General features: G+C 36.7%; 19 protein-coding genes and 1 pseudogene. 7 read left to right on the top strand and 13 right to left on the bottom strand.

Features of this window, described 5'->3' with window-relative positions:
• Window positions 1-7 precede the first annotated feature (7 nt).
• Both BN2628_RS06460 and mce read right to left on the bottom strand, forming a co-directional pair.
• Window positions 8-1561 (bottom strand): acyl-CoA carboxylase subunit beta, encoded by a 1554-nt coding sequence (locus tag BN2628_RS06460; protein ID WP_021931521.1) that lies wholly within the window; start codon window positions 1559-1561, stop codon window positions 8-10.
• Window positions 1562-1578: 17 nt separating this feature from the next.
• On the bottom strand, window positions 1579-1992 hold the full coding sequence (gene mce, locus BN2628_RS06455; protein ID WP_021931522.1) for a methylmalonyl-CoA epimerase: 414 nt from the start codon (window positions 1990-1992) through the stop codon (window positions 1579-1581).
• 372 nt (window positions 1993-2364) lie between these two features.
• Between mce and dnaK the strand changes: the two genes are divergently transcribed.
• The 3 genes from dnaK (at window position 2365) to BN2628_RS06445 (ending at window position 6445) form a co-directional block, all read left to right on the top strand.
• Window positions 2365-4284 carry a molecular chaperone DnaK gene (dnaK, locus tag BN2628_RS06450; RefSeq protein WP_021931523.1) on the top strand — a complete coding sequence of 640 codons (1920 nt, stop codon included), beginning with the start codon at window positions 2365-2367 and terminating at the stop codon, window positions 4282-4284.
• Window positions 4285-4383: 99 nt separating this feature from the next.
• Window positions 4384-4500: an IS3 family transposase gene (locus BN2628_RS17785; protein ID WP_157256284.1), complete on the top strand. Its 117-nt coding sequence runs from the start codon at window positions 4384-4386 to the stop codon at window positions 4498-4500.
• 358 nt (window positions 4501-4858) lie between these two features.
• A complete protein-coding gene (locus BN2628_RS06445) occupies window positions 4859-6445 on the top strand; it encodes a DUF3943 domain-containing protein (RefSeq protein WP_055096550.1) in 1587 nt (528 codons plus the stop codon).
• Window positions 6446-6686: 241 nt separating this feature from the next.
• Here the strand turns inward: BN2628_RS06445 and BN2628_RS17780 are convergent.
• A pseudogene (locus tag BN2628_RS17780) lies at window positions 6687-7177 on the bottom strand (DNA polymerase beta superfamily protein).
• A gap of 12 nt (window positions 7178-7189) precedes the next feature.
• Window positions 7190-8359: an RtcB family protein gene (locus BN2628_RS06435; RefSeq protein ID WP_021931526.1), complete on the bottom strand. Its 1170-nt coding sequence runs from the start codon at window positions 8357-8359 to the stop codon at window positions 7190-7192.
• A 93-nt stretch (window positions 8360-8452) separates the two neighbouring features.
• Here BN2628_RS06435 and BN2628_RS06430 point away from each other — a divergent pair, with 93 nt between their 5' ends.
• Window positions 8453-9463 (top strand): helix-turn-helix transcriptional regulator, encoded by a 1011-nt coding sequence (locus BN2628_RS06430; RefSeq protein ID WP_021931527.1) that lies wholly within the window; start codon window positions 8453-8455, stop codon window positions 9461-9463.
• 405 nt (window positions 9464-9868) lie between these two features.
• Here the strand turns inward: BN2628_RS06430 and eno are convergent, their stop codons facing one another.
• Together eno and BN2628_RS17775 are read right to left on the bottom strand one after the other, a co-directional pair.
• Window positions 9869-11149 (bottom strand): phosphopyruvate hydratase, encoded by a 1281-nt coding sequence (gene eno, locus BN2628_RS06425; protein WP_044230956.1) that lies wholly within the window; start codon window positions 11147-11149, stop codon window positions 9869-9871.
• 39 nt (window positions 11150-11188) lie between these two features.
• A complete protein-coding gene (locus BN2628_RS17775) occupies window positions 11189-11548 on the bottom strand; it encodes a DUF6686 family protein (protein ID WP_074024030.1) in 360 nt (119 codons plus the stop codon).
• Window positions 11549-11767: 219 nt separating this feature from the next.
• Here BN2628_RS17775 and fldA point away from each other — a divergent pair, with 219 nt between their 5' ends.
• The 3 genes from fldA (at window position 11768) to BN2628_RS06405 (ending at window position 13757) form a co-directional block, all read left to right on the top strand.
• Complete coding sequence (gene fldA, locus BN2628_RS06415) at window positions 11768-12274, top strand: flavodoxin FldA (protein WP_044230955.1); 507 nt, start codon at window positions 11768-11770, stop codon at window positions 12272-12274.
• A gap of 29 nt (window positions 12275-12303) precedes the next feature.
• A complete protein-coding gene (locus BN2628_RS06410) occupies window positions 12304-12681 on the top strand; it encodes a DUF2023 family protein (RefSeq protein WP_044230954.1) in 378 nt (125 codons plus the stop codon).
• Between the two features lie 524 nt (window positions 12682-13205).
• Complete coding sequence (locus BN2628_RS06405; protein ID WP_044230953.1) at window positions 13206-13757, top strand: hypothetical protein; 552 nt, start codon at window positions 13206-13208, stop codon at window positions 13755-13757.
• A 17-nt stretch (window positions 13758-13774) separates the two neighbouring features.
• On the opposite strand, the gene BN2628_RS06400 is transcribed toward BN2628_RS06405, so the two are convergent.
• The 7 genes from BN2628_RS06400 to BN2628_RS06370 form a co-directional block, all read right to left on the bottom strand.
• A complete protein-coding gene (locus BN2628_RS06400; protein ID WP_044230952.1) occupies window positions 13775-14557 on the bottom strand; it encodes an EFR1 family ferrodoxin in 783 nt (260 codons plus the stop codon).
• 130 nt (window positions 14558-14687) lie between these two features.
• Complete coding sequence (locus BN2628_RS06395) at window positions 14688-16352, bottom strand: T9SS type A sorting domain-containing protein (protein WP_055096548.1); 1665 nt, start codon at window positions 16350-16352, stop codon at window positions 14688-14690.
• A 139-nt stretch (window positions 16353-16491) separates the two neighbouring features.
• Entirely contained in the window at window positions 16492-17835 is a 1344-nt protein-coding gene (locus BN2628_RS06390) for a RagB/SusD family nutrient uptake outer membrane protein (RefSeq protein ID WP_044230172.1), read from the bottom strand.
• 20 nt (window positions 17836-17855) lie between these two features.
• Entirely contained in the window at window positions 17856-21125 is a 3270-nt protein-coding gene (locus tag BN2628_RS06385; RefSeq protein WP_044230174.1) for a SusC/RagA family TonB-linked outer membrane protein, read from the bottom strand.
• A 167-nt stretch (window positions 21126-21292) separates the two neighbouring features.
• Window positions 21293-23956: a zinc-dependent metalloprotease gene (locus tag BN2628_RS06380; protein WP_044230176.1), complete on the bottom strand. Its 2664-nt coding sequence runs from the start codon at window positions 23954-23956 to the stop codon at window positions 21293-21295.
• A gap of 644 nt (window positions 23957-24600) precedes the next feature.
• Complete coding sequence (locus BN2628_RS06375) at window positions 24601-25254, bottom strand: TIR domain-containing protein (RefSeq protein WP_052431591.1); 654 nt, start codon at window positions 25252-25254, stop codon at window positions 24601-24603.
• Between the two features lie 197 nt (window positions 25255-25451).
• Window positions 25452-26114 (bottom strand): FtsZ/tubulin family protein, encoded by a 663-nt coding sequence (locus tag BN2628_RS06370; protein ID WP_044230178.1) that lies wholly within the window; start codon window positions 26112-26114, stop codon window positions 25452-25454.
• Window positions 26115-26450 lie beyond the last annotated feature (336 nt).

Raw genomic sequence — 26450 nt, 5'->3', positions numbered from 1 at the left:
TAATAGGTTATAATGGCAGATTATCGTGTTTTTTTGCCGGATTAGAAAGCTTTTTGGTTTGTAGCTGTTGCAGAGCACGGATAATACGGAATCGAGTGTTACGTGGTTCTATAACATCATCTATGTATCCGTAACGAGCAGCATTGTAAGGATTGGCAAAAGCTTTCTTATATTCTGCTTCTTTCTCGGCTGCGGTAGATTTAGGATCCTCTGAAGCTGCGACTTCTTTAGCAAAGATAATTTCAACGGCTCCAGCAGGTCCCATGACTGCAATTTCAGCAGTTGGCCACGCGTAATTAATATCTCCTCGAAGGTGTTTGGAACTCATAACGCAATACGCACCACCATAAGACTTACGTAAAGTTATCGTTACTTTTGGCACAGTAGCTTCACCATAGGCATATAAGAGTTTTGCTCCATGCAAGATTACTCCTCCATATTCTTGACCGGTTCCTGGTAGGAATCCTGGAACATCGACTAAGGTGACTAAGGGTATATTGAATGCATCACAAAAACGCACGAAACGAGCAGCTTTGCGGGATGCATTAATGTCGAGAACTCCGGCCATTTTACAAGGCTGGTTGGCAACAATACCGACAGCCTGTCCATTAAAGCGAGCGAAACCTACGATAATATTTTGTGCATAATCTTTATGCACTTCAAGAAATTCGCCATTATCGATAATTCCTCCGATAACTTCATACATGTCATATGCTTTGTTCGGATCATCAGGAATTATATCGTTTAGTCCGTCTTCCAAACGGTCTATAGGATCTTCGCATGACATAAGGGGAGGTTCTTCCATATTATTTTGAGGTAAGAAACTAAGGAGATGACGAATGAGATTTAGTCCATCTTCTTCAGTGTCTACAGCAAAATGAGCTACTCCAGATTTTGTAGAATGTATGCTGGCTCCTCCCAGTTGTTCTTGGGTAACATCTTCTCCGGTAACGGTTTTTACGACTTTAGGTCCGGTCAGGAACATGTAACTGGTTCCGCGAGTCATGATATTAAAGTCGGTCAGAGCAGGTGAATATACTGACCCTCCGGCACATGGCCCGAAAATACCAGATATTTGGGGTATGACCCCAGATGCCAAAATGTTACGTTGAAAAATTTCTGCATAACCGGCAAGGGCATTTACTCCTTCTTGTATGCGAGCTCCACCAGAATCGTTAATACCAATAACTGGAGCACCCATTTTCATTGCTTGGTCCATCAGTTTGCATATTTTCATAGCAAAAGTTTCAGACAAAGAACCTCCGAATACAGTAAAGTCTTGGGCGAATACATATACTAAGCGACCGTCTATGGTACCAGTTCCCGTAACAACGCCGTCTCCCAGATAACTGTCTTTGTCGATACCAAAGTTTGTACAACGATGACGGACGAACATATCTATTTCTTCGAACGAACCTTCGTCAAGCAACATGGCAATACGTTCACGAGCTGTATATTTGCCTTTTTTGTGTTGAGATTCGATTCTTTTTTCTCCCCCTCCTAAACGGGCTTGTTCGCGAAGTGCGATGAGTTCTTTTACTTTTTCAAGTTGATTACTCATGGTATTTATGTTTTAGTTTATTTTTTATTCGGGTCTTCACATAATTCTGTCAACACACTGCAAGTTGATTTAGGATGGAGAAAAGCAATATTCAGGCCTTCTGCACCTTTTCGAGGAGCTTTGTCAATTAGACGCACACCTTTGCTTTCAGCTTCAGCTAAAGCGTCAGCAACATTATCAGTTGCAAATGCTATATGGTGGATACCTTCTCCACGTTTTTCAATAAATTTGGCTATGGTACTTTCTTCACTGGTTGGCTCAAGGAGTTCTATTTTAGTTTGTCCTATTTTAAAAAATGCTGTTTTTACTTTTTGGTCAGCAACTTCTTCGACAGAATAGCACTTTAGGCCTAAAACTTGCTCATAATATGGAAGTGATTCTTCGATGCTTTTTACGGCAATGCCTAAATGCTCGATGTGTGTTAAATTCATAATGTATGCATTTTTATGGTTAAACAATAAAAATAGGGTGGTACTCATTTTCTTAACCACCCTTTCGCTACAAATATAAAATATTTCATTTGAATAGAGAAATTTTTCTTTAAATAAATTGTTATATCACTAAGTGAGTGTTTATCTGATGTTTATTGGCTTTATTGAGAGTTTTCTGCCAAATAGACAGTAAAATCTGACAATCTTAAATTTTGTAACAAATGAAAGCTGACAAAAATTTCTATTTTTTACGAATATTGATTTGGCATACAATTTGAGTAATAAGAAGTGTCTGTTCGATACGAGGAAATAAAATTCAGAGATAGGGCAGATAAAAAAATAAAGAAATTAAACATTAAAAAATATAGAACAATGGGAAAAATTATTGGAATTGACTTAGGAACAACCAATTCTTGTGTGGCTGTAATGGAAGGGACAGAACCGGTTGTTATTGCGAATAGTGAAGGTCGTCGTACGACTCCTTCTATCGTAGCATTTGTTGATGGTGGTGAGCGTAAGGTGGGTGATCCTGCTAAGCGTCAGGCTATTACCAATCCTACGCGTACCATATTCTCTATCAAGCGTTTTATGGGGGAAACTTATGACCAAGTGCAAGGTGAATTGGCTCGTGTGCCTTATAAAGTAGTAAAGAGTGATAACAATACTCCACGTATAGATATTGATGGACGATTATATTCTCCTCAAGAAATTTCAGCAATGATTCTTCAGAAAATGAAAAAAACTGCTGAAGATTATATCGGGCAGGAAGTAACGGATGCCGTCATTACAGTTCCGGCTTACTTTAACGATTCACAACGTCAAGCTACTAAAGAAGCAGGAGAGATTGCAGGGTTAAATGTAAGACGTATTGTCAATGAGCCTACGGCTGCAGCTTTGGCGTATGGATTGGACAAATCGAATAAAGATATGAAAATAGCTGTATTTGATTTGGGTGGTGGAACATTCGATATATCTATTCTGGAATTAGGAGATGGTGTCTTTGAAGTAAAATCTACCAATGGAGATACTCATTTAGGAGGTGATGATTTTGACCATGTAATTATCGACTGGCTGGCTGACGAGTTTAAGAATGATGAAGGTGTCGATTTACGTCAAGATCCTATGGCTTTACAACGTCTGAAAGAAGCTGCAGAAAAAGCTAAAATCGAGTTGTCAAGTGCCACATCTACCGAAATTAATTTACCGTATATTATGCCGGTAAATGGGGTTCCTAAACATTTGGTAAAAACTTTGACGCGTGCTAAATTTGAACAGTTAGCTGATAAATTGATTCAGGCTACGATAGAACCTTGCCGTCAAGCATTGAAAGATGCAGGGCTGAGTGCTTCAGATATTAATGAAGTTATTTTGGTGGGTGGTTCTACTCGTATTCCGGCTATTCAAGCTATAGTTGAAAAATTCTTTGGAAAGGCTCCATCAAAAGGTGTTAATCCAGATGAGGTTGTTGCTGTAGGTGCTGCGATACAAGGGGCAGTATTAAGCGGTGATGTGAAAGATGTGTTATTACTTGATGTTACTCCATTATCTTTAGGTATCGAAACTTTGGGAGGCGTAATGACAAAATTGATTGATGCTAATACGACCATTCCTACTCGTAAGTCGGAAGTATTCTCTACGGCAGTAGATAATCAGCCTTCAGTAGAAATACATGTATTGCAAGGTGAACGCCCTATGGCAAAAGATAATAAAACTATTGGTCGGTTCCATTTGGATGGCATTCCTGCTGCAATGCGTGGAGTACCTCAAATTGAGGTTACATTTGATATCGATGCTAATGGTATATTGAATGTATCTGCTAAGGATAAAGGTACTGGCAAAGAACAAAGTATACGTATAGAAGCTTCGAGCGGTTTGACCGACGCAGAAATCAAACGGATGAAGGAAGAAGCTGCTGCTAATGCAGATAATGATGCTAAAGAGAAAGAACGTATCGATAAATTGAATCACGCAGACTCGTTGATTTTCCAGACTGAAAAGCAGCTAAATGAAATGGGTGATAAGATTCCAGCAGATAAGAAGAGTGCTATTGAAGGAGCTTTAGCTAAGTTGAAGGAGGCTCATAAAGCTCAAGATATTGCAGGCATTGATGCTGCTTCTACCGAATTGAATTCTGTATTGCAGGCTGCTGCCCAGGATTTGTATAATGCTCAGGCTAATGCTCAACAACAAACAGGAACGAATGCTCAACAAGGTGGAGCTCAGCAGTCTGGGAATAACAATAATGGAGGAGACGATCAGGTAACTGATGTTGATTTTGAGGAGGTAAAATAAATTTTAAATTTAATATAGGGAACAGCGTGTAACTTAAATAGTTATACGCTGTTTTTTTATTTTCAGATTCTAATCTAATACTTTGCAGAACTGCTTTATGTGGAGAAATTTGATCCTGCCGAAACCTTTATAGAGGCTTTGGATGAATATGTTGAATATTATAATAGAAAGAGAATCAAAGTACAATTAAAAGAAAAGAGTTCGGTACAATATTGAACTCTCTCTATATATAACTGGGTAATGTTTAACCTATCTAACTTTTCGGGGGCACTTCAAAATGAGACAGTCTTATAAGTAAGGTTGCAAGTTGGGTTGTAAAATACATTATTTAGTCTTATTTTTTACTAGTGAAAAGGGAAAATAAGGGGACCTTTGAAGAAAGGTTCAATTTATAAATTTTTCATTTTTGGAATTTTATTTTGAGAGAATTTCTTTTATGTCTATGCTTTTGTCGGATACTTTTTTTACTGATTTTTATTGTAAATTTGTATCATTATAAATTTCTGATGATGATGTATATCCTATTGAAAGGTGGTACAAGAATATGGTCAGCTTCCCCAAATATTGAGAAGTTATGAAAAAATTGAAGGTTTGTTTGTTGTTGTTGGCTATTACAATTATATCCGTAGCACAGACATCTACAATTGAGACTCTCGCAGACACATTTGAGCGTGATACGCTAAATTATTCGTTGCGATTTGCCGGCCGACATCTTGTTGGTACACCCGTTTTGTCTGATAGTGCCGATGTGGCACATTTGAGCCATAAGGCTTTTTGGAGAGCGACAGCAGAGACTGTAGGTATGAATATCGGATTGTGGGCGTTTGATCGCTATGCCCTTAAAGGGCATTATGCTTATATATCATGGAACTCGATAAAGGAAAACTTCCGGCATGGTTTTGAATGGGACAATGATCATTTGGCTACAAATATGTTTGGTCATCCCTATCACGGTTCGATCTACTTTAATGCTGGACGAAGCAATGGTTTCAACTTCTGGCAGTCGGAACTGTTTGCCATTGGAGGAAGTGCCATGTGGGAGATGTTTATGGAATGTGAGTACCCTTCGACCAATGATATAATTGCAACACCCGTAGGTGGGGCGGCACTTGGCGAAATATTTTATCGAATGTCTGACCTCATTATCAACGATCGTTCATCAGGTGGTGAGCGTTTTGGTCGTGAACTGGCAACTTTTCTTGTCGACCCGATGCGAGGATTCACACGTATAGTGACGGGGCGTGCATGGGAACGTCGCTCTACTTCGGGACGACGTTTCGGTATACCGCCAATAAGCATCGACTTGTCGCTTGGAGGCAGATATATTACTCTATGGGACAATGATGAAGGCTCGCGAGCAGGAGTGACAGCCAAGATAAAAGTTGAATACGGTGACCGATATGTCGAGAATGCTCGGGTACCGTACGACTATTTCTCTTTTCTTTTGGAACTTCAGGGAATGAGGACCCAGCCTTTGCTCAGTCGCGTGGAGATAATGGGACGGCTATTGTCAAAGGAGCTCGTTAATTGGAAGAACCTGAATGTGAACATTGGACTTTATCAGCATTTCGACTTCTTTGATTCCGATACGATACGGCCCGAGCGATATATCTCGCACTTGTTTCCTTGTGCCGTACCCTATAAATTAGGCTCTCCTGCTACGGTCGGTGGAGGTGTTATGGCAAGATTCAAACCTTCACCTACTGTGGCATTCGATGGGTATCTTCACCTCAACGGAATTATTCTTGGTGGGATGTTGACGGATTTTTACCGCGATTACAACCGTAATTACAATTGGGGTTCAGGATTCTCAATCAAGGCGGCTCTCGGCTGGCAGTTGACCAATGATCGCGTATCGGTTTGTCTCGCCAATCAATTCTATAGGCTCTATACGTGGAAAGGATACGATCAAAATGTGGATTGGTCGCTGACACCAGAGGGTGCACCAGTCGATGTGCAAGGTGACAAGGCTAACTCAAGTTTCAACCATTTTGAGGTGGCCGTAAACTGCAGGCTTTGGCGTAACCTTTATCTCACCACTGGTTTCGATATGTATATCAGACATAGTAATTACGATAACCTGACTGTCGACAACACCGTCGGTCCCCGAATCGTAAGTAAACAACTCGGCACCAGCCTAATGCTTACCTATAAGCTGTAGGAGGTGAAATATCAATAACTGAATAAAAAAATTCTTACTAAATTTGGCATATGTAAACTTTTGTAATAACGATAAAAAATAATTGTGATACGGCCCTTTGTAACAATCTTCTTGTCGTGTCTCTTACTCTTGTGTTTGAGAGAGAAGGTCAGTAATACTATCTAAGATTTGCTTATCATCCACCATCGCTTGAAACTAGTTTTTCAAATGGGATAGGAGGAGGTGTTCCATTCTTTATTATCTACTTACAAGTTAGTAATGACCTGAAGTAATACAAAAAACGTTTTAGTTCTATACCTCGTTTTTCCAAATACCGATTTTGGTGATTAGTACCTACATGAAAGTAATGATGAACACCTCGCTTGGTATTAAAGAAGTGGATCTCATCACTAAGTAGCACGTTCCTTAATTGCATGTTATCTATATATACTATCGACTTTTCAACCATTCGAGCATTGTTGGATTTGTCTTGCGGTAAAGTTGTAAAGTCTTACGTATATCCCAGCCTACTGCATCGAAACCTTCGTCTGTCATAATTTCGATAACATCTCTGTTAAAATTGACGGTAAGATACCAATTAAGTGGATGTACATAGATAAAGCGTACATCCCAATCGGAATCAGGGGAAGAGAATCCCCATGCCCTGTTACCTGACTCTGCAGCGTAGAGTATTTTGACATTATATTGCACCTTTATCTTCTGTAGATGCTTAAGAATTTCTTCTCTTGTCATGCTCTTTAACGTTTAGTCTCCTTTTACCACCGCAAGAGGAGCAAGTTCTATAATAGGTTTTATCAAATCATTTTCAAATGCAATTACAGCCTCAATATCTTTGTAAGCACTTGGGGCTTCATCAAGTCCACTCTTACGCATACCATGGATTATACCTTGCTCATCCATACGACGGCACTCTTCTGAGAGGTCGAGAGTCTTGAAAGCAACTGAACGACTCATCTTTCTTCCAGCACCATGTGAGCAACTCATGAATGATTCTGGATTACCAAGACCTTCTACGATGTAAGACTTTGTACCCATCGAACCAGGAATAATACCAATCTCACCCTTAAATGCTCGTGTAGCACCCTTTCGATGAACAATTACATTCTTACCAAAGTGATTCTCCCAAGCGGCATAGTTGTGAGCGATGTTTATTATTGGTTCAAAGTTTACATTTGTGCAATTATCCATAAAACCTTGCTGAACTTGTTCCATCATAACCTTACGATTGGCAAAAGCTAGATGTTTACAATACTCCATTTCATGCATATAGTCTTTACCCACTTGCTCTTCTATGGGCAAGAATGCAAGTCCGGGTAGTGTATCTGCATACCAACGTTCGCAGAGTATCTCTGCCTGCTTATTGTAATAGTTGGCTACTGTGAGACCGACATGTCGGCTACCAGAGTGTATCATAATCCATACATCATCTTTCTTTGTATCTTTCTGAATTTCAATGAAATGATTCCCGCCTCCCAAAGTGCCAATCTCCTTGAGCATAGCAACTGTCTTATTCCTTAAGAAAGGGCATGCATCGAGATCGAGGTCAGGAAGAAGACTTTTATCCATGGCATTCTTTTGGTGGTCGAAGCCAAGAGGGATTGTTTTACGGATATGCTTCATGATGGCTTTGATTTGATTGACAGAAAGTTCTGAAGCCTTAAGATTGGTTTTCACAGCACACATTCCACAGCCAATATCCACGCCTACTGCGTTAGGGATAACTACACCTATAGTTGCAAGTACACCACCGATAGGCATGCCTTTGCCTGTGTGTGCATCAGGCATGATGGCTATGTGTTTGAAAGCGAATGGGAGTGATGCCAGACTGATAATCTGTGCCATACATGAATCCTCCACATCGTCAAGCCATAATTTTGCGGGTAATCTGGTACCCATAACTACTTTTTGTACCATAATCAATTAATTTTACTACAAAGTAAGGTTTATACTACGCCATCTATTGTCGTAGTTGAAAAATCTTTTTATCTTTATATAAAAATTATATATATGCCATTAAATAGAAATACATTGATACGGATTCGCACGATAGATACTTGTTTACATCGCAGACAAAGACTGTGGACATTGGAAGACCTTCGTCAGGCATGCGAAGACGCATTATATGACTATGAAGGTATTTCGAGTATTAGTACGCGTACTATCCAGCGTGATATAGAACTGATGCGTGGTGATAAACTCGGATACTATGCTCCCATTGTGGTGAAAGATAAGAAGTATTACACTTACGAAGACCCAAACTTCTCTATCACACAGCTACCTCTCACGAAACAGGATTTGGCGGAACTGAGCAGTGCTATGGATATTATCAAGCACTACAATGGTTTTCAAAGTATGGCGGGGCAAGAGGATATCTTAGCCCGTATGCAAGATCAAATTCAAACACAAGAGAGTCACCAACAAGTTATCTTCATCGAAACCAATGCTCGTCTCAAAGGATTAAATTTTCTCTCTAATCTCTATGACCACATCGTAAAGAAGAATCCTATCGTCGTTGACTATCGATCGTTCAACTCAAAACGTAATAACCGTTTCTATCTCTCTCCTTATTTATTAAAGGAGTTCAACAACCGTTGGTTTTTATTGGCCTACAGTAAAAAGATGAATGATATTCAGACTATCGCTTTAGATAGAATGTTGGCGGTATCGAAGGATGAGAAAGGAACTTATGTGGAAAATACTTTCTTCGATCCAAGTATATATCTTGATGAGATGGTAGGTGTTACACGCGACATACATTCCCAAAAGGAGGTTGTCACACTATGGGTGGATGCAGACCAAGCTCCTTATGTTCTAACCAAGCCCATGCATAGCAGTCAACGGTTGGTACAGGAGAACGAAGATGGCAGTATCATTCTGTCACTTGAAGTAATTCTTAATCTTGAACTGGAACGATTAATTCTTGGTTATGGCTGTCACATAGAAGTAAAAACGCCACGATTGTTGCGTCATCGTATAGCACAAGCTATCCTTTTGGCTGCAACGAGATATCAAATGTAAACACATTAATCTGACTTTGGAGATTTGACAGTTGCTATTAGTGTGACCTTGATGGAAACTATACTTTTCTTATCTTTTATTTGGAACAAGTTTGTGATATGTTTTATTTGAAAAAGTGCAATTTAGTTTGATATAAAATATTTGTAACGAGAAATATATGTTGAGAGGTAACATAACATTCTTAGAATCTGTAAGTAATCTGGTAGAATTTTCACTTCTTCGATATTAATGTTGAAGTCATATTTGATTTTATGATATTACTATAAATAAAAACACTCCGGGAATTTTCCTCCGGAGTGTTTTTAGACTTATTATGGCTAAACAGAAAATAACAAAGGTAAAACAGGAGCTTTTCACAAAGTCCCTGTTTTTTTGATCTATTCACAAAATAAGAGATACGTATACTTATTTTATCTTTTTATATCCATAAACAGCTAAATTCCCGAGTTCTTCTTCTATCCGTAATAGTTGGTTATATTTAGCCATTCTGTCTGAGCGGCTTAAAGAGCCGGTTTTTATTTGTCCACTATTTGTAGCAACGGCAATGTCGGCAATAGTTGTATCTTCTGTTTCTCCGGAACGATGGGATGTTACGGTTGTATAACCATTTCGGTGAGCCATTTCTATTGCATCTAAAGTTTCACTTAAAGATCCTATTTGGTTTACTTTAATCAGGATAGAATTGGCACAGCCTTGTTGGATTCCTTTAGCTAAAAATTCAACATTTGTGACAAACAGGTCATCTCCGACAAGTTGGCAACGGTTACCGATTCTTTCTGTAAGTTTCTTCCAACCTTCCCAGTCATTTTCGCTCATACCGTCTTCAATTGAATCTATTGGATATTTGTTTATTAAACTTTCGAGATAATCGATCTGTTCATTTGCGGTACGTTTTTTCCCATTATTCCCTTCAAAAATAGTATAGTCATAAATACCGTCTTTGTAAAATTCTGACGAAGCACAGTCCATACCTATCATGACATCTTTTCCAGGTTCATATCCAGCAGCTTTAATTGCTGATATAATGCTTTCGATTGCATCTTCTGTTCCATTAAGAGCTGGTGCAAAGCCTCCTTCATCTCCTACAGCAGTACTTAATCCTCTGTCATGAAGTACCTTTTTCAAAGCATGGAACACTTCTGCTCCCATGCGTAACCCTTCACGGAAAGATGTTGCGCCTACCGGACGAATCATAAATTCTTGAAAAGCAATCGGGGCATCACTGTGAGAACCTCCGTTGATGATATTCATCATGGGTACGGGCATTACATAAGTATTGGTGCCACCAATATAACGGTATAGAGGGATATCAAGATATTCGGCAGCGGCTTTAGCTACAGCTAAAGATACTCCTAAAATAGCATTAGCTCCCAAGTTCGATTTCGTTTTTGTACCATCTAATTGAAGCATGGCATTGTCTATAGCTCTTTGATTTAGAGCAGACATTCCGACAAGAGCAGGAGCGATGATGGTATTGATATTTTCAACAGCTTTTAGTACACCTTTTCCTCCATATCTTTTTTTATCGTTATCTCGTAATTCAAGGGCTTCATGCTCTCCAGTTGATGCTCCTGAAGGAACAGAAGCTCTACCTTTGACACCGGATTCTAACCATACGTCTACTTCTATAGTAGGATTTCCTCTTGAATCGAGAATCTCTCGACCTAAAATTTTTTCAATTTTCATTTTGTAATAGTTTTAATATTATTTGATTGGGAACTCAATTTAATGAATAATTTTTAAATGAGAAATGAATATCAGGTTTTTCTTTGAGAAATGAATATCAGGTTTTTCTTCATATTTTTTTTGTATCGATATGAGATATTTAAGTTCATCTAATTCTTCATTGTGAAGGCAGCAATAAAAACCATTGATGGGCATTCGTAAAAATATTTTTCGGTTGTTTGGTATATCCTTATTCATTTCTTCATAATAAAATCCGTCAGTTTTTCTGATATAATTTTTGAAATAAAGGAATTCTTCAGTTGTAAAACGGAAAAATAAATTTCCGAATTCAAGTTGATATATTTTGCATCTATCACAGTAAGATAGTTGTCCGTTTGGAGACGTTTTTATAATATCCATAGTTTGAATCAATATCTTTTATGATTACAAATGTCGGGGTTATGTGATAAAAAGTCAATCCTTATTTATAGCGATAATGATAATCATATATACCTGTTATTAGGTATTTTGTTTGACCCTACTTTTAGGGATATGAGGCTTTCATTTTCATTATTATTAGGGATTTAATTACAATATTCCCCTTACTATCTTTGTAACATGACAAAATAAAAATGTAATATGAAAAAAATAGTTATTTTTTATGGCTCGACAACTGGTCGTACCGAAGGTGTTGCCGAGAAAATTGCAGAAAAATTAGGCGTTCCGAGCAGTAATGTGTATAGTGCTTCTGATATAAAGAAAGTGGATATTGGAAGTTATGATGTTTTTATATTAGGAAGTTCTACATGGGGAGATGGGGAATTGCAAGACGACTGGTATGATGCTATAGAGGTATTGAAAAAAGAAAATTTAAAGGATAAAATAGTAGCATTATTCGGTTGTGGTGATTCTTATTCATACGAAGATACATTCTGTGATGCAATGGGAATTCTTTATAAGGAATTAGAAAATACAGGATGTCGGTTCTGTGGTGCTGTAAGTACTGATGGATATGGTTTTTCATCTTCGTCTTCAGTAGTCGATGGAAAATTTGTTGGCCTTGCCTTAGATGAAGAAAATGAAGATAACAAGACTGACGAGCGTATTGATAATTGGGTGGAAGAATTGAAAAAATGTATTGAGTAACAGTAAGTGTTATTTTTATGGATTAGGATATGAATGAGCAAGTATATAATACTTTGTCTGTAAATGGTTCTGGAGTTCCCGGAGAAATTAGGATATTCCTTAACCATATTTATGAATTTAAAAAGGGAATTCGTAATATGGTGCTCTATACAATAAACAAAAAGTATGAGGGATTTGCTATTAGCCGTTTAGAAAAACAGAATATTTGTTTTCTCAAACAGGAAGTAAATGCTCATAAAATAAATTTATTTTTTGGAAAAAAAGAATGTCTGGATGCAGTGAAGTTCATGTTGAATCGTCCTCTGAATCTTTTGACTCCAGAAGAAGACTTTATTTTGGGAGCAATGTTGGGATATGATATTTGCAGACAATGTGAAAGATACTGTTCACGAAAATCGGGACAATAAAGATTTTGGTTACTTTTTTTAGATTTTGATTTATTTGAGAAGGAAGAATAGAGTAGTGATATTCTATTTTGAGGTGCTCGGTCTCTGTCAGAAAATACAGGGATCGAGTATTTTTTATCTAAAAAAGAAGTTTTGAAAGAGGATTTTTTGATGTAATGTTGTTTAGAAAAAGATTATTTTGTCTCTATACAGAAGTTGAAGATTTTTGTACAAAATCAATAGATAGAGTTTTCTGTTATATGATTATTTTGAAAACAAGGTTGCAAAGGAAAGATTACAATATCCTTTTATAAAAGAAAAATATAAGTGATTTGATTGATAATCTTTGAAATGAGAAAATTATATATAGACTTTCTATTATGCAATTATGTTTTGCATATAGAAAGTCTTTTTAGTAATTTGCTTTATGGAATAAAATAAGTTATTTTATATATAATTTGAGGGGGAACAAAAGTGTAATTTTTTGCTTTTTTGTCTCAAAAATGTGATGATTATTTAATTTTGCTTTCAAATTTTCATTCATTATGAAAAAGGATTTATATATTATCTGTGTATTGTTGTTAGCTCTGTTTGGTACTCTAAAATTGTCTGCCCAAGAATATGGTGTGAATAAGGGATACAAGGGGAGTGTTGAATTAGGATTTGCAGCGGGAGCTGGAACTGTAGGTCATAATCGGGGTGAATTTATTCATATCAGTGGATATCAGTTCAATAAATGGTTATCGGCAGGTATAGGAGTTGGAGTACAAGTTTGGCAGGTGACGCAGCAGGTTACGTTACCTTTATTTATCGATATAGAATCGGTTTTTATGGAAAAGACGATATCTCCTTATGTCAACCTTCGAACAGGGTATTGTTGGGGACTGTCCCAAGATGAAATGCTCCCGAAGGATGGGGTTTATTTTAGCCCTACTGTGGGTTTCCGTTGGGGAATATCCTATAAGATGGCATTGAAATTAGGGGTCGGTTATTTAATGCAGAGTAGTGATATTTTACAAAATTATCATACGCTTAATCAATTTAAGGAGAAGATTTATTTTCATTCTCTTATAGCAAAAGTTGCTTTTGAGTTTTGACAGAAAGTAAAAAGATATCATTCATCTTGAATAAACATTTCCGGCTCTTTTCTTTGTTTATATTTCTTAGAAAATTTTTTAGCTGCGAAATGATATAACAATCCGCTGAATTTTCGGGCATGCTGTGGACAGATGGATATACAAGCTGTGCAGGATATACAAAGTTGCTTATTTGTACTTTTAGGATTATTCATGTCTATAGCGTGTACAGGACAAATCTTTGAACATATACCACAGTAGTTGCAATTTTTATTTGTCGACGGAGTTATGGGTATTTTCGATATTTTGCGATAAGGAATATTCCCTTTTATATCTAATGTTTTATAATTGTTGGGGTAAAAGTCTAGATATTTAAAACATTTTTTGCTGAAAGAATCTATTATTTCTATATCTTTTTTATCAGGACGGCCTTTGGCTACATCTGTAAAAATGGAGTGTTGAGCGATAAATGCAGCAGCTCCGATTATATTGAACCCTTGTGTTTCCAATGTATTTTTCAATTCGATAAGAGCATCTTCATAATCCCGATTGCCATATGTGACAATAGCTATAGCTGGAGTATTCATACCATGTAGTTCTTTTAGTAGCTCTTTGCATAAAGACGGTATTCGTCCCGAAAATACAGGAAGTCCGATAATGAGAAGTTCGTTTTGGGAAAGTGTTCTATTTACTTTTCTATGAGATAGAAGTGAATGGTATGAGACCTTCTCTTTGTGAAAGATGGATGAGATTCTTTTTACTATTTTTTTTGTTGTACCCGATGGGCTGAAATATATACTATAAACATTATTTATTTCCATAAATCTTCTTGTTAAAGAGGTAAAGTTATGAATTAATTGTAATATTTATAGTTCTCATAATTTTTCTATTGAACAAAAAAATCCGGTTAACTTATCATGTTAGCCGGATTTTTATCATAGGAACTATATATTATTTCTTAATAAATGGTATTACAGCTATACCATTTGAGGTTTTGATTTTTGCCACATAGTAGCCGGCAGCTAAGTCTGCTACAGCTATTTGGGTGGTGGCAGAAGCTACTTTTATTTCACTGCCTTGAATATTTGTGATAATTACATCACAAGCTTCGGAGAAATTGAGTACGTCGGTAACCGGATTAGGATATACTTTTACATCTATTGTATTGATGGAAGAAGAGTTTATACCAGATAATCCAGATAGAGTATTCATACTTACAGCCAAAGTTGCTACTTCTGCCCCTGCTGTTGCTTTGCTTATAGCAACTTTTGCACCGGTCGAAGCAACTCCATTGATGCTGGTTCCTGCTTCTGTTGTTGTTAGGTCTGTAACATTTTGAGTGCCGAAATCATATGCTTTAAGTGTTGATATTTTCTCTGTTGAATTGTATAAACTGAAAAGCAATGCATTTCCATTTGCTGAGTTGCTTAAAGAATTTCCTTCTGGACCAATGTATACTTTTTGCTTATTATAGTTGTTGTCCATTATAACGAAGAATGGCGTTAATTCTTCGCTGAGAGCTTCTGAATCAAATACATTTTCATATTGAAATTCTCCAACGATAATTAGATTTTGATTGTGTGTGAAGAAATTATTTGTGGTTGTATACCGTGTTTTGAAAAGAGGGTATTCATTTTGAGATTCAAATGCTTTGAATGAATTTAAATTATCGGAAGCATCAATATTTAAGATGCCGATGCCAATGCTATATGTATAGTCAGTTCCTGTTGTTGTATTTTTAAATTCATTTGTACGGGAATTATTTCCTACTGTTATAGTTTGTAATGCTGGAGCTACATAAGATACATATATGTTTCCCTCTTTGGATAATGCAAGTGCGGCACTCTTAATATCCCAGCTATCTATTGGATTCTCGGGAAGAACTGATGCAATTTCTTTGTTTAAAATTAAAGTTTCATTATTGAAAGATAATAGGTAAAGAGCTGCTACAGGGAGCTCCATTCCTAAATCTGGATTTGATATCACTGATCCAGAGAAAGTTTTTCCATCTATAGTTGTATTTCCTGCAAGAATTAATGCCAAATATACATTATCTCCGTAAACGGCCAATCCTTGGGGGTAAGTGGTTGTCATGCCTAAAAAGTCTGTATTATCATGGAGGATTATTTTTCCACTTTTTGCAATACCCTTGGTATCGTATTTTGCAATAATTGTATTGTTATAATCTCCATATGAAGAAGAATTTCCCTTTATTGTCAAGGGCGAGTTGTTCGTGCTTTCTAAAATAACTTCGTCTCCATCACTAATACCGGCAACATATATATTTCCTTCGGAATCAGATGTTATGTAAGTAAGGGTTACATTTCCTTGTAAAGCTACAGCCCATTCAATCTTGCCACTATTATCTAATTTAGCCAAATAGGAACTATTTCCGATGGGGAGGAGAGTTTTATCTCCTATGTTGAAATCCTGGGAATATACTCCACATACGTAAGTGTTCCCATTAGCATCAATATGTGTGAGATCTTTAGCAACGGCATCATCTTTTCCTCTTGGTTCTCCTAATGAAAAACTCCAATCTTGGGTTATTTCTTGAGCGAAAGATAGTGAGGCAACAGTCACCAGACAAATAAATAGTAAAATTTTCTTTTTCATACTGTTAAAATTTAAATGAATACTGAAATTTATTATTTGAAAAGAAATTTTGGAGTTTTTCAGATAACTGTATTTTAAGGGTATTGTAAAATACAGCTATCTAAAAAATTTCTCTATAATTTCTAATTCATTTTTATATTTATAAATAAGGGTTAGCTTCTTTGGCTTCATCCGGAATTTTTATTGTTAGCTCGGGATAATTATCTTCAATACGGTAGGTTTGTCCTTCGTATTCTCGTGTTAATACTGGTCGTTTTTCTTTTTCCATTCTGCGAATATCGAACCAACGGTGACCTTCATATGAAAGTTCCAATTGGCGTTGCAGGTAAACTTCATCTAATAAGGCGTCATCGTCCATCGCATTGATGTCTATTTCTGCTTGTGTATAGGCTGCGGTTTGATATCGCTTTTCGAGCAATTTCAGTAATAGTGTTTTGCATATTTCCGGATGGTGATTTTTAAGTGCTGCTTCAGCTGCATTTAGGTATATTTCACCTACTCGGAAAGAACAACGATATTCACTTGAGCCTCCTTTTATTAAGCTATATCCTCCGACTTCTGTTTTATAAAATTTTCTGGCTCGTTGGTCTTGAGTACCTGGTAAATATAGATTATACAAAGCTTTAGGGACCAGTTTATCTACATTATTGTATGTCGAGGTCATATTCATTTCAAGGGCAACAATGCTCTCTGACGAATTATAGGCATTTGGAAGTGTTCGTCCCGAGACCAGGTCGACAAGTTCGTTTTTCTTTGAAAGTACTCTTTCTGAGGCATTATAGCAGTCTTCCCATCGTCCCATATAGAGGTATACACGCGAACGGAGAGCGTCTACCGATAATGTGTTAAACCTGTAATTGAGTCCGGTTTCCCAAGTTTCAACGTTAAGCTTCTTTTCTGCATTATCTATATCGGACAGAACTGAAGCGTAAACTTCGGCGATGGAAGATGGTTTTAAGACTTCATCCATACTGCTGTTTAATTTCAAAGGAATCCCTGTGCTTGATGTTGCTGTTTCACTATTATAAGGAAGGGCGTATAAATTGACCAGAATAAAATGGTTATATGCCCGCATCATATATGCCTCTCCTACGATTTGGTTGATTTCTGCTTCTGTTCCGTTTGTTATTGATTTTTCATTCTCAATAACGGTATTGGCTATGAATATCATTTTGTAATACTTTTCCCAATCAAAATAGGTTGTAGACCCTGAAGGGTTTACGTTATTCCATAACCAAAGGTCCAGAAATGTGTCTTTATCATAAGAATCTAAATTTTTTGATGTCATATCGATTTCGTCGGAAATAAAAGCTGTCAATCCTCTCGAACTCGGCATCAAATAATAAGCTTCTGTCATTAGTTTTCGGTAATCTTGTGCTGTTTCGGGGATAACCCGCCCGGTAGGAGTGATATCGAGAAAGTTGTCACATCCGGTAGTTACCAAGAGTGAGATTATTAATAATATGGATGTTAATTTCTTCATAACTTATGTATTTGTTTTGTTTAGAAATTAAGATTCAGAGTAAGTGTTACTGATTTAGGTATAGGTTGTGCATATTCATTACCCATTGTTTCAGGATCGAGATAATTGGTATAGTCAGCAGCCCATACGAGTAAATTTCGGCCTTCAAGAGATATAGTGCCGGAAGTCATCTTGAATATATTCAATACGCTTTCAGGTAATCGGTACCCTACACGGATACTTTGTAAACGCATGTAGTCGGCTTTTTTTACCCACAAATCCAAATAGCGGTCTACATACAGGCTCTCATAAGCATAATAATCAGCTCTTCGCTTATCGTCAGGCATCAATGTCGGGAATACGGTATTTGTGTTGGTCGGAGTCCAACGGTTTAAAATGTCTCTATTTGTATTCATACCTCGGTCAAAAAGAGTAGGGGAGTAAGATGGAGATGTTTGTACTACGTGGCCAAGGTTGAAAATACAGTTGATTCCGATTTCGAATCTTTTGATTCTGAAAGTATTGAAAAAACCTCCCGTCCATACAGGTTCTGTTGTTCCTGCATATTTGTACCGGTTTCTTCTTTCTTCTACAGAAAGGTTTGAAGCATAAGACCCATTTTCGGTTGTTTTTATATTAAAATATTCTTCGGCGGAAACTTTGTTTCCAGCACTGGTTATAAATAGAGGATAACCTTCACTGTCGAGACCTCCGAACGGATAAGCAAATATAGAACCGACTGCATAACCTCTAAGTGATGGAGTCAATTGGGTTTCCGGAGTACTGATTTCCAGTATTTTGTTTTGGTTGTAAGCGATATTGAATGTCGTATGCCAATCGAAATTTTTCATTTTGATATTATGTGTATTCAAGCTCAATTCGACACCTTGATTCTTCATCGATGCCCAATTGATTGTAGTTGATGAGAATCCGGTTTCCAGTGGCAACATTTGAGTTCCGATTAGGTCTACCCCTTTACGGAAATAATAATCTCCCGTGAGGTTGATACGGTTGTTTAATACGGAAAAATCAAATCCTATGTTTGAAGAATGAGTTTTTTCCCAACGTAATTTTTCATTAGGAGGTGATGATATCGATATAACTTCTTCTGTCGTTCCCGGCAAGATAGTTCTATTTTCATATTTCCCAAGAATTTTAGGAGAAGTGTTCTTGTCGATGTTGCCTTGTAGTCCGTAAGATGCCCGGATAGCCAGATTGTCTATCCATTCTATACCATTCATAAACGATTCGGATGAGATACGCCATAGTCCGCTGACAGAGTATAGAGGAAGATAACGGTATTTCTTGTCTACTCCGAAGAGGTCAGAACCGTCGAATCGGATACTGGCACCTAACGTATATCGATGGCGAAATGAATAGGAAAAAGTTGCAAATCCTGAAACATAAGCATTTTCCGTTTCACTGATAGTACTTAATGGGAACATGGAGGAGTGTGACTCTTCAGGGAATAAAATCGGTTTGGATTGCATTGTTTTCCGGTCATATCCATATGCAGCATCATATAATGATTTATACCATGTTTTACGGATTTCAGTTCCTAACATAGCTTCTATCTCATGTTCATTCCGTATGTTTTTTCTGAATTCACCCATAGCTTTCCATGTTACTTGCGAGCTTTCTGTGTCTGTTTGCTTGTGAAAACCTCCGTCTGGCAGATAAGAGGCTCCATTCACAATAGAGCGAAGTTTGTCTTTCCGAATTGAATAACTATCTTTATCTGCAATTTTTTCTATTGTACTTTTATCTACCTGCAAACCTACTTGGGAGGTAAGTTTGAACATTGAATTGATTTTTAGTTCCACATCGAAAAGGCTTTTAAAGGATTGTGATGTATTTTCGTGGGATGTATTGGCCCGTTCTTCGAAAATGTTGAAATCTGCGTTTCGGTCATCACCTTTACCTTGTACATTGTCATCATATACGTAGTTATGATTTTCATCATATACCAATTGGTACGGGTTGGCTCTCCGGGAATAGTATGTCGGACTTGAGAAACTATCTGCATCTGTCAAAAACGAATTATTTTTCATTTGATTGGCAAATACGCTTGCTCCGAATTTCAAGTGTTTATTTACTTTATAGGTCGTTTTTCCTGTAAAGTTGAAGCGACTGGCATCTACACCTATGACATTTCCTTTTTCAGTGTAATAACCTAAAGATGTATAATAGGTAGCTCGGTCGCTACCACCGGATATACTTAAGTTGTATTCTTGATTAAATGCATCCCGGAAGAGAATATCGTTCCAGTCTGTCGTTGTATTACGCAGTCGATTGATGGCAGCCTGTGCATCAGAAGAAATAGCATTGAATCCTCCGTTTTTGAATGCCTCCATTTGCCCATATTGTTGCAATATTTGAGATACACCACCTTTTTCTTCACGATAAGTATAGTCTGACTGCAGTAAATCCATTTCTAACTGAACTTTCTCGTCTGAGTTTAGAAGATTGAGCCTATCTATATTAACGTTTGGCGTATAAGAAAGTTTGGTAGAGAATGAAACTTGAGTTTTCCCTTTTTTACCGCTTTTAGTAGTAATGACGATTACCCCATTGGCAGCTCTGGCCCCATATATAGCTGTTGCTGCAGCATCTTTTAATACGGTGATATCTTCTATATCATTGGGATTGATTCCGGCAATAGAGGTATTGTAAATATTATCTATATCTTGTAGTTCTTCCATTTTGGGAATATCTGTTCCTTCAAGAGGAAGCCCATCAAGTACCCATAATGGATCTTGAGTTCCATTAATAGAAGATGTACCCCGAATTCTTATTTTAACGGGGGCTCCAGGGGCACCGGTAGAGGTTACGGCAGATAGCCCTGCTATCTGACCTGCTAAAACTTGGTCGATAGAGTGGGTGTTGCCAATCAACTCATCTGTAATTTTGACTTTAGATATGGCAGATGTCAATTTTCGGCGTTCAATGTTCTGATAACCGGTAACGACAATGTTGTCGAGCTCATAAGAAGATGGTTCGAGATGGATGTTGTAGAAAGTCTCTTTTCCAAGTTTGATTTCCTTTTGGTTATGACCCAAATAACTACAATAAATACGGGTGATACCATCGGGAACATTGATAATGAAACTGCCGTCGATAGCAGTCATTACTCCTATCGATTCTTTTTGATGGTTTATTTTTTTCAGATCGTCAGTTGATACAAACACAGATGCACCTATGAGGGGAAGGTTATCTCCATCTGAGGTTACAAGCCCTTTGACCTCGCGTGTAGCCGCGAATATCGACGTAGTATAAACCATCAGGACTAAAATAAATAAAATCTTTTTCATCTGGCAAAATCTGTATGTCCGGGAAATTGTTATTTCATCGGACGGTTATAATTATTTTTTCTTTAAGGATAATTTTTATATCCCTATTTTGGATAGATAACTCAATATTTCCGAATCTAATGTTCGGAAATATTGCTTGTTACTAAATTTATTTTGTTATACAATTGTTATTTATTCAATCCTAATCCTGTATTGATACGCAAGAGAACATCAGTATAATGATAGCGTGCTGCTAAATCGGATGTTGAATTAACTCGCTTTTGTAACAGGTCTCTAATACGAAGTAATTCTCCTCGTTTTACTGATACAGCATCAGATGTGCGGTTCGACTGTCCGCTGTAGAAATTGACATTACGTACAGAATGTCCGTCTTTTCCTTCAAGGTGCTGACCGTAACAAGGTAATACAAGATCTTGCAGACCTGTGCCTACTAATTTAGGTGCACTTTTTGTTGTAGCTTCTTCTTGTGCTGCAACTAAAAGGGCGTCAACAAAACCTTTTTGTAAAGCTCTCATATTTGCATCGGGTATGCCTCCTCTTTCGGTAACACCGAATATATGCTTATGCATCATATCTAACATTTCGATAGCAGTGAAAGCTTTTTTTCCATTCAGTTTTTCGTTTTCAATCATACGAATAATGCGGTTATTGGTCAATAAATCCCAGAAAATATAACCATGCATGTTTTTCAGCGTATATGAAGGAGAATTTTCGATAGCTCCAATAACGGAGTTCTGAATGGGGAATGTATATTTATTGATTTCAGCATTTAGTAACCAATCTGGACTGGTCAACACCTCATCAAGTAAAAACTGTACGGCTTCCTTTTGCCTGTTTTTTTCAACAAAGGCGTATGTTTCTTGTCCATCACCAATGGCTGTATTTTCGAGATACATACCACCGATATTAGAGAGTACATGGTAAGCATAGAGATTCCATTGTCCGATGATTGCATTATATAGCCGTCCGGCATCCATGTAAGTTTGGCCTTTCTCTCCAGTTGTAGTCCATTCTATAATATGGGGCATGATTCGTTTGATATTGGCCATACCGAATCGAGCTGCCTTTACATTATCATCACCCAAATCTTCAATCATAGCTCTTGGATCAGTAGCTTCTCGCATTGATTGAGCATCTGCAAACCGATATAATGGTCCGGTATGTTTACTCAGAAACTCATAGATAGCGTCTTTTTCTTCATCAGGAGACTGTATATCCCTCCAACGATATCCGAACTCAATTGCAAATATGTCATAAGGACCGATGTGCGGAGCAAGATGGGTCACTCCGTCTCCAGGCTGCGTTACATAATTATATCGAGCATAATCCATGATAGAGGATGCTGTTGAGTTCATCTTGTCCGTAAACGTTTTTGACCGTAACGAATCGGTTGGATAAGCAGCTGAGGCAATCATATTATGGCGTAACCCTAAAGAGTGTCCTATCTCGTGGCAGGCGACAAAACGCATAGCGTCTCCCATAAGGCTGTCTGGTAGTAAGCATTGTTGTGCGGCCGGATTTACAGCTCCGGTTTGTATCGTAATCCAGTTTTTTAGTATAGCAATTACGTTGTGCCACCAGATTACATCAGCTTCGATGATTTCACCTGAACGGGGGTCGTATGTCGATGGTCCCATAGCATTCGATTCTGCCGAAGCGACATAGTTGATAACAGAGTAATTTATATCATCTTCATCTGCGGCAACGCTATCAGGTAGTTCTTTGGCAATAATTGCATTTTTGAATCCGGCTTTTTCAAATGCTACTTGCCAATCTTCTACTCCCTGCTTGATGTATTTTCTCCATTGTACAGGAGTTGTTTTATCAATATAAAATACGATAGGCTTTACAGGCTCTACCAATTCTCCACGCAAATAAGCATCTTTGTCTTCCGGTTTGGGTTCGAGTCTCCAGCGGGTAATCAATTTTCGAGAATCTAATTTTTGTTGCTTATCACTGAAAAATAGTTGAGGGACATAAAAGTATCCGACTAAAGGTGACGTGTAACGTCCAATCATAGGTTTCTCCGGTAACAAGACAATGGACGAACTGACTTCTGCCGTTACGTTACTGATCTGATTGAATTCTTTTACATGTGTTGTCAATTCAGATATAACGACAACATTATTTTCAAAAGCCTTAGTTTTAACAATTCTCGACAGGTTTTTATCGATTGAAGAGCTTATATTTAAATTGGGGAAAAAGCGGTTAATAGGAGAGTCCCCATTGTAAATGTCATTTATTTTAATGACAAAAGCTGTTGTATCTTTATTATATGCTTCTATCTTAAATCCTGTCATTAATGGTGATATGTAATTTTCATCAACAGATTTTCCGATAGCATCACCATCAGGATATTGAGGTTTAGGCTGTATTTCACGAACAAGGATTTTATTATCATCTTTATTCCATTCGAAACGCACCAATTCTGTCTGATAGTTAATCCCTTTATTTATTCCGGCGTCATTTACAACTGCGGGGACTTTGGTCAACTTATTTACAATCAGCATATCCCGATTGAGCAGCTTTATCGGTATTTCGAAATAATAATCATTTTTCTTTTTATGGATGCGAAACATCCCTTCTTGCGTAATAGTTTCTGCCCCAACAATTTTCCCATAATCATTTTTTGATTTGGTCGTATCGCTTTTAGCTGAAACATCTCCTTTTTTTGATTTTCTGGATTTTTTACCTTTTTTTCTGAATATATTAAGTTGGGTTTCTTCTTGTTGTGAATGTATTGTACTATTATCAACAAGGAGGTCTCCTGCATAGCAAGACCCTATAACTGAGAACATAATTCCCCACAAGATAAACTTGCTTTTTTTCATATTTGAGTTAGTGTTTAAGTTAATTCTTCTTGTTTTTTGACTTAATGCGATATTTAATTTAGTAATTTAATTGAATAATTTTCTTTCAATTTATTATATAACATTTTTATAAACCTACCAATTCCAATCTTTTTCAAAAGGCAAAAGTATGTATAGTTTTTTTTATTTGCAAATAATTGTTGCTGTTTTTATGTATTTTCAATCAAAATGATGTTCTTAAAGCTTTTTACCGACAAAAGTTTATCGAAAATATTTTTTTTATGTCAAAAAATAATAGTAAAGTTTAAAGGGGTATATAGAATAAAAAATTGTCATATACATTAAATATACAAGTGATTTTTGTATTCTATAATATGTGGGTATTGGTTAGAATTTATTTTTGTGTTCTATTTTTTATTAATCTTGTGATGGAGTATTATTTTTCTTATGTCTATGACTTTGTTTCTAAATAATATAAAGTGATATGAGCGAGATACCTTTGCTACATTCGATGAATTGGCGGTAGAAATACGATTACAGGACAGTGCTGCGTCAATGATTTGGTATAGGCCGGTAAAATTTGTTCTGGTGTTATTCGTTTGTGTATGATTTCAGAATTTAGACTTAAAGAGCTTTTTTAATTGTAGAAATTCCGAGAGATCTCATCATGAAATAAATCTTTTGTCTTTTATCCATTTTTCGAGAACAGGGATTAGTGTCTGTTCTATGTTGTATGAATCGAATTCTTTATAGAGTTTTCCTGCTAAATCGGAGTTCAGTTTATTAAGTGTACGTTCTTTTAATAGGCAAACAGGTTTTCCTAAGCCTATAAATATGCCGATTTCCATGGCTACATTGGGATTAGGATTCTCTGTAGTAATACGTTCATGAACAGCTATACCGAAATCACAGGCATAGATGTAAGCCAATATATTATTCATAAGGTCATCGGTATATTCTATATCATCGGCACGTAAAGCTGAAATTTTGTATTTGTTTAAAACTTTTTTTATTACTTCGTGTATTTGGGCATGTATGGGTGTTTGTTGAAAACTCATTATTATAAATGCCTTTTTACCAGGAAAATCATTGTGTATGCGATCAATGTATTCAGTCAGATATGTAGGCTTTTTCTGTTCTATGATTATATCTTGTGGGTCTGTTCGGGTTACCGTCTCAAATTCATCATCATTCAGACCAGAAAAGATAGCGACTATTTTTGCTTTTTCTTTTAGAGTTGGATCTTTCGCTACTCCCCAAGTAATTTTTTGTTTGTCGAATTTGGAAAAGAAATACTGAAGTTCTTGGATATGCTCCATTAATAATTCAAATTCCGCACTTATAAATATATTGAGTAGAATGGATTTGGATTTATTTACGTCCTTATCAGTTAAATGAGCATATCTTAATATTTTTTGTAGTGTATCTTGAATAGGGTTTTCTTCAGAACTTGTTTCTGATATGATGATGGATAAATTATGTAATATACTTCTTAAATCTGCAAAATCAATTGTGATTACTCCTTTTTTTTCAGAATGTCGATGATGGAGAAAAAAGTATCGGAAAATAAAGTCGACAATATTTTGAAAGCATTCATCAGCGTGAGCTCTTTATCTCTTTTGATAATGAGGTCACTGGGGAGTATAGCAACAGAATCGATGAGAGTGTTGAGCATCTGAATCGCTGTTGTTGCTATGGAATAACTATTATTTCCTTCGAATGTGAAAGGAACAGATGCTAAAGCAATGGTATATATATGGAGTTCTTTTGCGATTTCTGCTATTTCTATGGCGACTTTACTTCCGGTTTCTCCTCCTAAGGGAGCAATAAGGACGAGCATATAAATATTATCCTTCTGCAATAGTTCTCGAATAACTGCTTTTCTCCCTTTTATTTTGGATAAGTTTTTTTGACGAGATTTACTATCTGCATCTAAGAGTAATATTTGTCTGAGGGGAAGGTTAAGTTTTGTTAGTAGTTTTTCGTCTGAATCTACTGCCAAAAAGTCAATTATGTCGGAGTCGTTTAACTCATCAATTTTTTGAGACTTTTTTGCTTCTTGTCGAGCTTGGTCTCTCAATAAACATTGTTCTTTAATAGATGAGATTATCTGACATGCAGCACTTCCTGCACCAATAACCAGTATTTTGAGATTGTCATCGAATTTATAGTTTTCCATACTCCGTATAATTGTCGATTTTTTACAGTCTGAGACTTATTTTACAAAAATATTAAATTATCTGTTTATTTTTTATTAAGACCTTGTTTAGTATCTCATTTATATTGATAATTTGATGATGATTTATTTTTGTCTATTCTTAACCGTGTTGTATCATGCTTTTTGTAGTTCTATTTTCGCATAAAGTAAGTTTTTATTCTAATTTTACAAAAGCGTAAGGTTTATGTGTCAATAATATTGCGTTACGGTAGTATATCCATATGATAGTAGTTCTGCAAATAAGCATTGATAGTCTTGTTTATTAATATGTTATTCGTACTCTATTGGAAGGAGATA

It is taken from the genome of Gabonia massiliensis (assembly GCF_001403595.1).
GTDB lineage: Bacteria > Bacteroidota > Bacteroidia > Bacteroidales > Coprobacteraceae > Coprobacter > Coprobacter secundus.
This window is presented reverse-complemented; position numbering and strand designations above follow the sequence as displayed.